The 6257-nt window shown below is 72.3% G+C and carries 7 protein-coding genes and 2 tRNA genes; 5 read left to right on the top strand and 4 right to left on the bottom strand.

Annotated features, from left to right (window positions below; all coding sequences use genetic code 11):
- Nucleotides 1–69 precede the first annotated feature (69 nt).
- Nucleotides 70–143: transfer RNA gene (locus tag BMZ82_RS11035), tRNA-Cys, on the bottom strand.
- 39 nt (nt 144–182) lie between these two features.
- Nucleotides 183–255: transfer RNA gene (locus BMZ82_RS11030), tRNA-Gly, on the bottom strand.
- Between the two features lie 190 nt (nt 256–445).
- Between BMZ82_RS11030 and BMZ82_RS11025 the strand changes: the two genes are divergently transcribed.
- From BMZ82_RS11025 to BMZ82_RS11015, 3 genes are all read left to right on the top strand, one after another.
- Nucleotides 446–1507 carry a chorismate-binding protein gene (locus BMZ82_RS11025; RefSeq protein WP_093774325.1) on the top strand — a complete coding sequence of 354 codons (1062 nt, stop codon included), beginning with the start codon at nt 446–448 and terminating at the stop codon, nt 1505–1507.
- Nucleotides 1504–2325, top strand: a complete 822-nt coding sequence (locus BMZ82_RS11020; RefSeq protein WP_093774323.1) for an aminotransferase class IV — start codon at nt 1504–1506, stop codon at nt 2323–2325. Before BMZ82_RS11025 ends, BMZ82_RS11020 begins: the two co-directional genes overlap by 4 nt.
- A gap of 97 nt (nt 2326–2422) precedes the next feature.
- Entirely contained in the window at nt 2423–3247 is an 825-nt protein-coding gene (locus BMZ82_RS11015) for a GNAT family N-acetyltransferase (RefSeq protein WP_177244455.1), read from the top strand.
- 37 nt (nt 3248–3284) lie between these two features.
- Here BMZ82_RS11015 and BMZ82_RS11010 read toward each other — a convergent pair whose 3' ends face one another.
- A complete protein-coding gene (locus BMZ82_RS11010) occupies nt 3285–3815 on the bottom strand; it encodes a DsbA family protein (RefSeq protein ID WP_177244454.1) in 531 nt (176 codons plus the stop codon).
- 250 nt (nt 3816–4065) lie between these two features.
- Here BMZ82_RS11010 and BMZ82_RS11005 point away from each other — a divergent pair, with 250 nt between their 5' ends.
- Together BMZ82_RS11005 and BMZ82_RS11000 are read left to right on the top strand one after the other, a co-directional pair.
- Nucleotides 4066–4515, top strand: coding sequence for a hypothetical protein (locus tag BMZ82_RS11005; RefSeq protein WP_093774705.1), 450 nt, complete (start codon nt 4066–4068; stop codon nt 4513–4515).
- Between the two features lie 129 nt (nt 4516–4644).
- Nucleotides 4645–4848, top strand: a complete 204-nt coding sequence (locus BMZ82_RS11000) for a hypothetical protein (protein ID WP_093774321.1) — start codon at nt 4645–4647, stop codon at nt 4846–4848.
- 150 nt (nt 4849–4998) lie between these two features.
- Here the strand turns inward: BMZ82_RS11000 and BMZ82_RS10995 are convergent, their stop codons facing one another.
- Complete coding sequence (locus tag BMZ82_RS10995) at nt 4999–5559, bottom strand: CGNR zinc finger domain-containing protein (RefSeq protein WP_093774319.1); 561 nt, start codon at nt 5557–5559, stop codon at nt 4999–5001.
- Nucleotides 5560–6257 lie beyond the last annotated feature (698 nt).

The raw sequence follows: 6257 nt of genomic DNA, 5'->3' as shown, positions 1-6257 counted from the left end.
CGATACTGGGATTGAACCAGTGACCTCTTCCGTGTCAGGGAAGCGCTCTCCCGCTGAGCTAATCGTCCTTGGAGGTGGAGACGGGATTTGAACCCGTGTAGACGGCTTTGCAGGCCGTTGCCTCGCCTCTCGGCCACTCCACCAGGAGCGTAGGGGTTCGGGAAGATCCCCCACTTCCTGCGAGCGGACGACCAGGTTCGAACTGGCGACCTCAACCTTGGCAAGGTTGCGCTCTACCAACTGAGCTACGTCCGCTTGTCGTTTCCGCTCGGCTTGCGCGTCGCGGCGACGTGTTGAACTCTAGCGGATTCCTCGGCCAGCACAAAAACGCGTTTGTGCAGCGTGCTGCGCTGCGCCCGCTCGATGACCTGGTCAGGCCCCCCGGACGGGACCTGCGGGACCTGCCCCACCCGGCCCCCGGGACAGCCGTCCTAGACTCGACGATGTGCCCGATCTCCCTCCCCTTGCCCGTTTCGGCGCCCGCGTCGCGACCGGCCTCCTCGACGTCACCAGCGATCCCGCGGCCCTCGACTCCGCCGGGTTCTGGGCCGTCTGCGCCGACTTCGAAGGCCGTCTGGTCTGCGCGCGCTTCGCCGACGTACGCGAGGAGCCCGTGCCCGATCCGGTGCCGGGGGCCTGGCGAGGGCCCGCGGCCGGTGACTGGACGTCCTCCCTCGACCGCGCCGCGTACACGGCCGGCGTGCGCCGCATCCGCGAGCACATCGCGGCCGGCGACGTGTACCAGGCCAACCTCTGCCGCGTCCTGACCGCGCCCGTGACGGCCGACGCCGATGTGGACGCGCTTACCGCCCTGCTGGCCCGGGGCAATCCGGCCCCCTATGCAGGAACGATTCGCCTGCCCGCGCACGGCATAGAGACGGCCATCGCCTCCCCCGAGCTCTTCCTGCGCCGCGCCGGCCGGGTCGTCGAGTCCGGGCCCATCAAGGGCACCGGGCGCACCGAGGCCGACCTCCTCGACAAGGACTACGCCGAGAACGTGATGATCGTGGACCTCGTCCGCAACGACCTCGGGCGGGTCTGCGCCACCGGCAGCGTGACCGTCCCCGACCTGTGCGCCGTCGAGAAGCATCCGGGCCTGGTCCACCTCGTGTCCACGGTCCGCGGCGAGCTGCCCGACGGCGCGGGCTGGCCGGAGCTGCTCGCCGCCGGCTTCCCGCCCGGCTCGGTCACCGGCGCCCCCAAGTCCAGCGCCCTCGGGATCATCGACGCGCTGGAGACGGCGCCCCGCGGCCCCTACTGCGGCGGCATCGGCTGGGTCGACGCCGACCGGGGGACGGCCGAACTGGCCGTCGGCATCCGCACCTTCTGGATCGACCGCGCCGCCGACGGCACGGCCGTGCTGCGCTTCGGCACCGGCGCCGGCATCACCTGGGGCTCCGACCCCGAGGCCGAGTGGGAGGAGACCGAACTGAAGGCAGCCCGGCTGCTCGCGGTAGCGTCGGGAACGTACGAGGCCGAAGGCGCCGAAGGAGAGGGACTGACGTGAAGATCTGGCTCGACGGCGGGCTGCGGGACGCCGAGTCCGCCCGTGTCTCCGTCTTCGACCACGGGCTGACCGTGGGCGACGGCATCTTCGAGACGGTGAAGGCGGTGGACGGCACGACGTTCGCGCTCACCCGCCACCTCGACCGGCTGACCCGCTCGGCACGCGGCCTCGGCCTGCCCGACCCCGACCACGACGAGATCCGCCGCGCCTGCGCCGCCGTCCTCGAGGCCGATCCGACGCCGCTCGGCCGGCTGCGCATCACCTACACGGGCGGCTACGGCCCGCTCGGCTCCGACCGCGGCGACCGCGGCACCACCCTCGTCGTCGCCGTCGGCGCGACCGCCCGGCGCGCCGACTCCACGGCCGTCGTCACGGTCCCCTGGACGCGCAACGAACGCGGCGCGCTCACCGGCCTGAAGACGACCTCGTACGCCGAGAACGTCGTCGCCCTGGCCCGCGCCCACCAACACGGCGCCACCGAGGCGCTGTTCGCCAACACGGTCGGACAGCTCTGCGAGGGCACCGGGTCCAACGTCTTCGTCGTTTTGGACGGCGAGATCCACACCCCGCCGCTCGCCTCCGGCTGCCTCGCGGGCATCACCCGCGAACTGACCGTCGACTGGACCGGCGCCAGGGAGACCGACCTCCCGCTGGACGTCCTGGAGCGCGCGGACGAGGTCTTCCTCACCTCCACCCTGCGCGACGTCCAGGCCGTCCACCGCGTCGACGACCGCGAACTGCCGGGCGCACCGGGTCCGGTGACCGCAAAGGCGATGCGGATCTTCACCGAGCGGGCCGGCAACGACCTCGACCCGTAAGGCCCGAACCCCTACGGCCTGAACCCTTAAGGCTCGAACCCTTAAGGCCCGGGAAAATAAGCTGACGTGGGTCGTCGCGGTGGGTAGAAAGCCCCTGATGACCACGACTCTGCGGCCGACCGAGCCGCTCCAGCGCGCAGCCGACGGGGCGCTGTCGCGCCACTACCAGGTGTGCGTGAACAGCCGTCCCGTCGGCGCGGTCCACCTCTCGACGTCCCCCCGCCTCGGGCCCGGCGTCGCCCAGATCGCGGACCTGCGCATCGAGGAACCGGACCGCGGGCGCGGCCGGGGCACGGTGGCCGCGCTGGCCGCCGAGGAGGTGGCCCGCGGCTGGGGCTGCAAGCAGATCGACGTCAGGGTGCCCGCCGACGCGCAGGCCGCACTGCGACTGGCGACGGCGCTCGGCTACGTCCACCGCAACCGAGGCATGGAGAAGCCCCTCGCCGCCACCGCCCCCCGACTGCCCGAGGGCAGCCGGGGCAGGCCGATGACGGAGGCCGAGTACGGGCCCTGGTTCGAGCGCGCCACCGAGGAGTACGCCCGGGACTGGTCGGAGCGCGGGGTGCCCGAGGACGTGGCGCGGGCGAAGTCGCGGCGGGACCAGGACCGCCTGCTGCCGCACGGCCTGGCGACGGAGAACATGCTGATCAGCGTCCTGGAACACGAAGGAACCCGGGTCGGCTTCCTCTGGATGTCGTTCGCCGACGACAAGGCGTTCGTGTTCGACGTCGAGGCCGAGGCGGCCTTCCGCGGCCGGGGCCACGGCCGCTCCCTGATGCTGCTGGCCGAGACCCAGGCCATCGCGGCAGGCAAACACGTCCTGAGCCTCAACGTCTTCGCCGACAACACCCCGGCCGAGCGGCTGTACGAGTCGCTGGGATACGTACCGGTGGGCTACTCGATGTACAAGAATCTGCTCTGAGCCGAGCTGTGCGCAGCCGAGCTGCGCGGTGCCGCTCTCAGGCCTGTTCGGCCAGCAGCCGGTCGGCGATCTCCTCGACGCGCTCGCGCAGCCCTTCCTGGCTCTTGCCGCCGTCGAGCCGCTCGCCTCCGATGACGTACGTCGGGGTCCCGGTGACGCCGATCGCCTTGCCCTCGGCCTGGTCGGCGTCCACGATCAGGATGTGCCGGCCGTCGATCAGGGCGGTGTCGAACTCCTCGGCGTCCAGCCCGAGTTCCCCGGCGACCTCGACCAGGAAGGGTTCCCCCTTACGGTCCAGCTCCGCCACCCGGCCGAGCACGGCCTCGACGTACGGCCACCCCTGCCCCTGCTCCAGAGCCTCCTCGGCGGCCTGCGCGGCGGCGAAGGAGTGCCGGTGCTTGTCCAGCGGGAAGTGCCGCAACCGCAGCTCCAGCCGGTCGCCGTAGCGCTCGCGCAGGGCGCGCAGGTCGTCGAGGGCGCCACGGCAGTCCGGGCACTGCAGCTCGCACCACACGTCGAGGACGACGGCGGGACGGGCGGGGGAGGAGGTCGGGGACGAGTCGCTCATGACGCCAGTCTTCCAGCCCCCGCCCGGCCACCCCAATCCGGTGATCCGGAATCTGGACCGCCGGAGAGGAGCGCCGACGGCACCTGCGGAGGAGCCGACCCGGAGATGTCCCTGATGTCCGGGTCGAAGCATGGCCCGAGGGCGGTGCGCAGGTGCAGGATGGAAGGGACAGGGCACCGGCCTGCCGGACTGGTGCCGAGTCGACATGAACCTGAACGCTGCCCGAGTGAGTCACGCCTTGGAGGACCGGATGATCGCCGAGACAGTCTGTTCCGCCGTCGCCGTGGCCGGCCTGGGCATCGCGGCGGTCACGGCCTACCGCAAGCGCTTCCTGGCGGCCACCCGCATCGCCGCCTACGCCCTCGTCCCCCTCGGCCTGGTGATGACCGGCATCGTCGGATGGCTCGCCGACACCGCCTTCAGTCCCACGGCCTGGCTGGGCTTCGCCGTGCTCGGCGGTGCCTGGGCGTTGTTCGCCACCACCCGCGCGGTGGAGCGCCGCCGTGGCAGCGGCACCCGCAAGGAGCGCAAGGCGGCGAACCGCTCCGCACCGCCCGAGGCCGTGGCCCCCGCCGCCTCGGCCCCCTCCCTGGGCCAGGCCGCCCGCCCGGCGGCCCGACCCGCAGCCGCACCCCGGGCGACCGGCGCGTCCGACGACTTCAGCGACATCGAGGCCATCCTCAAGAAGCACGGCATATGACGACGGCCATGACCTGCGGCGGTGACAGGTTGCCCGCGCGCTGAAACGACACAGTCGGCCTGCCCGCGCACGTAAGTGATCACGGCCTGAAACCGACGTCACGGAATCCGGCGAACTCCCGCTCAATCCGTGCGTGTTGATCGCGCGAGGGGTGTCACCTGCGTCATCATCGCCCGCGAGATGCTGGACACGACACAGAGCGACGCCGCGCCGCCCAAGGACGAGCCGCGCGGGTGCCTCTTCGCCCTTTCCCAGCCACCGCTGATGATCTTCCTTGCGGTGATCGGGTGTCTGCTGCTCATGGCTTCGCTGCACGATCTGCTGCTGCTCTGAGCCGTACCCGCGGTCCCCGGCGTCACCCGCCGGGGCCGCGTCGGCACCGAGGAACTACGCCGAACCACGAACCGAGACTCCGGAGAGAACCTGCACGGGCACCTCGCCCGCAGCGGCCTCAGCCCGCGGCCCCCTCAGCCCGCAGCCTTGTCAGCCCGCAGCTTCCTTGCGGCGCGCCCGGTAGGCGGCCACGTGGAGGCGGTTGCCGCAGGTGCGGCTGTCGCAGTACCGGCGGGACCGGTTGCGGGAGAGATCGACGAAGGCGCGCCGGCAGTCCGGGGCCTCACAGCGGCGGAGCCGCTCCTGCTCGCCGGCCACCACGAAGAACGCCAGCGCCATGCCGCAGTCGGCCGCCAGGTGATCGGCGACGGACGCGCCGGGCGCGAAGTAGTGCACATGCCAGTCGTAGCCGTCGTGATCCGTGAGCTGGGGCGTGGTGCCGGCGGCGGCGACCAGCTCGTTGATCAGTCCGGCGGCGGTCCGGGGGTCCGAGGCCGCGAAGACCCCGGCGAATCGCCCCCGGACCTTGCGCACCGCGGACAGGTCGAACTCGGAGAGGACGCCGACATCACTGAAATCGTGCTTTCGTACGAAATCCGCGAGGGCGGCGACATCCGGCAGCGTGTCCGGGGCCGAGTCGTCCTCGGGCGCGGTGTTCACCAGATCCACCACGACATCGAGCGCACACCGGGTGTCATGGGTGATCAGCACGTTTCGCTCCCTGGCATGGAGGGACGGGCGAACGCCCGCCGATGCTGGCCGATGGTAGCCGCACCGGACCACCGAACCACGGCCGATCACAGCACGGCCCCCAGCCCCGCGAGCCACCAGCCACCGGTAGGGCCCCCAACGGGCCGCCGCGAACCCTGCGGGGGCGCTGGCCGCTGTGAAGCATGCGGGGGTGCCGGGCCCGCGACGCCTGCGGGGGTGCCGAGCCCCGCGACGCCTGCGGGGACACCGGCCCCGCGACGCCTGTGGGGGTGCTGGCCGCTGCGAACCCTGCGGGGACACCGACCCCGGCGAACCCTGCGGAGACGCCGGGCCCGGCGAACCCTGGGGGTGCCGGCTCCTGATGCCTGCGGCGATACAGGCCCCCGAGGCCTGCAGGGACTGCCGTCCCTTGATGCCTGCTGGGCACCGTCTCCTGGAGACTGCGGCGACACCGTCCCTGAAGCCTGCTGGGCACCGTTACCCCGAGGCCTGTGAGGGTGCCGTCCTCTGATGCCTGCTGGGCACCGGCGCTCTGAAGCGTGCGGGGTGCCGGACGCTCGAGTCTGACGGTGCCCGGACGCCCGAAGTCGGGGGATTCCGGCCCCGGGTGATGGGAGCGCTGCCCGCGCTGCCCGCGCTGCCCGCGCTGCCCGCGCTGCCCGCGCTGCCCGCGCTGCCCGCGCTGCCCGCGCTGCCCG

Origin of the sequence: Streptomyces sp. yr375 (assembly GCF_900110755.1) — a bacterium.
GTDB lineage: Bacteria > Actinomycetota > Actinomycetes > Streptomycetales > Streptomycetaceae > Streptomyces.
Note: the sequence above shows the minus strand (reverse complement) of the source record. Positions and strands in the feature narration are given on the sequence as shown.

Excerpts from the sequence above, each read along its gene's own strand:
- BMZ82_RS11015 (WP_177244455.1), top strand. The coding sequence starts at position 2,423 with ATGACCACGACTCTGCGGCCGACCGAGCCGCTCCAGCGCGCAGCCGAC.
- BMZ82_RS11010 (WP_177244454.1), bottom strand. The coding sequence starts at position 3,815 with ATGAGCGACTCGTCCCCGACCTCCTCCCCCGCCCGTCCCGCCGTCGTC.
- BMZ82_RS11005 (WP_093774705.1), top strand. The coding sequence starts at position 4,066 with ATGATCGCCGAGACAGTCTGTTCCGCCGTCGCCGTGGCCGGCCTGGGC.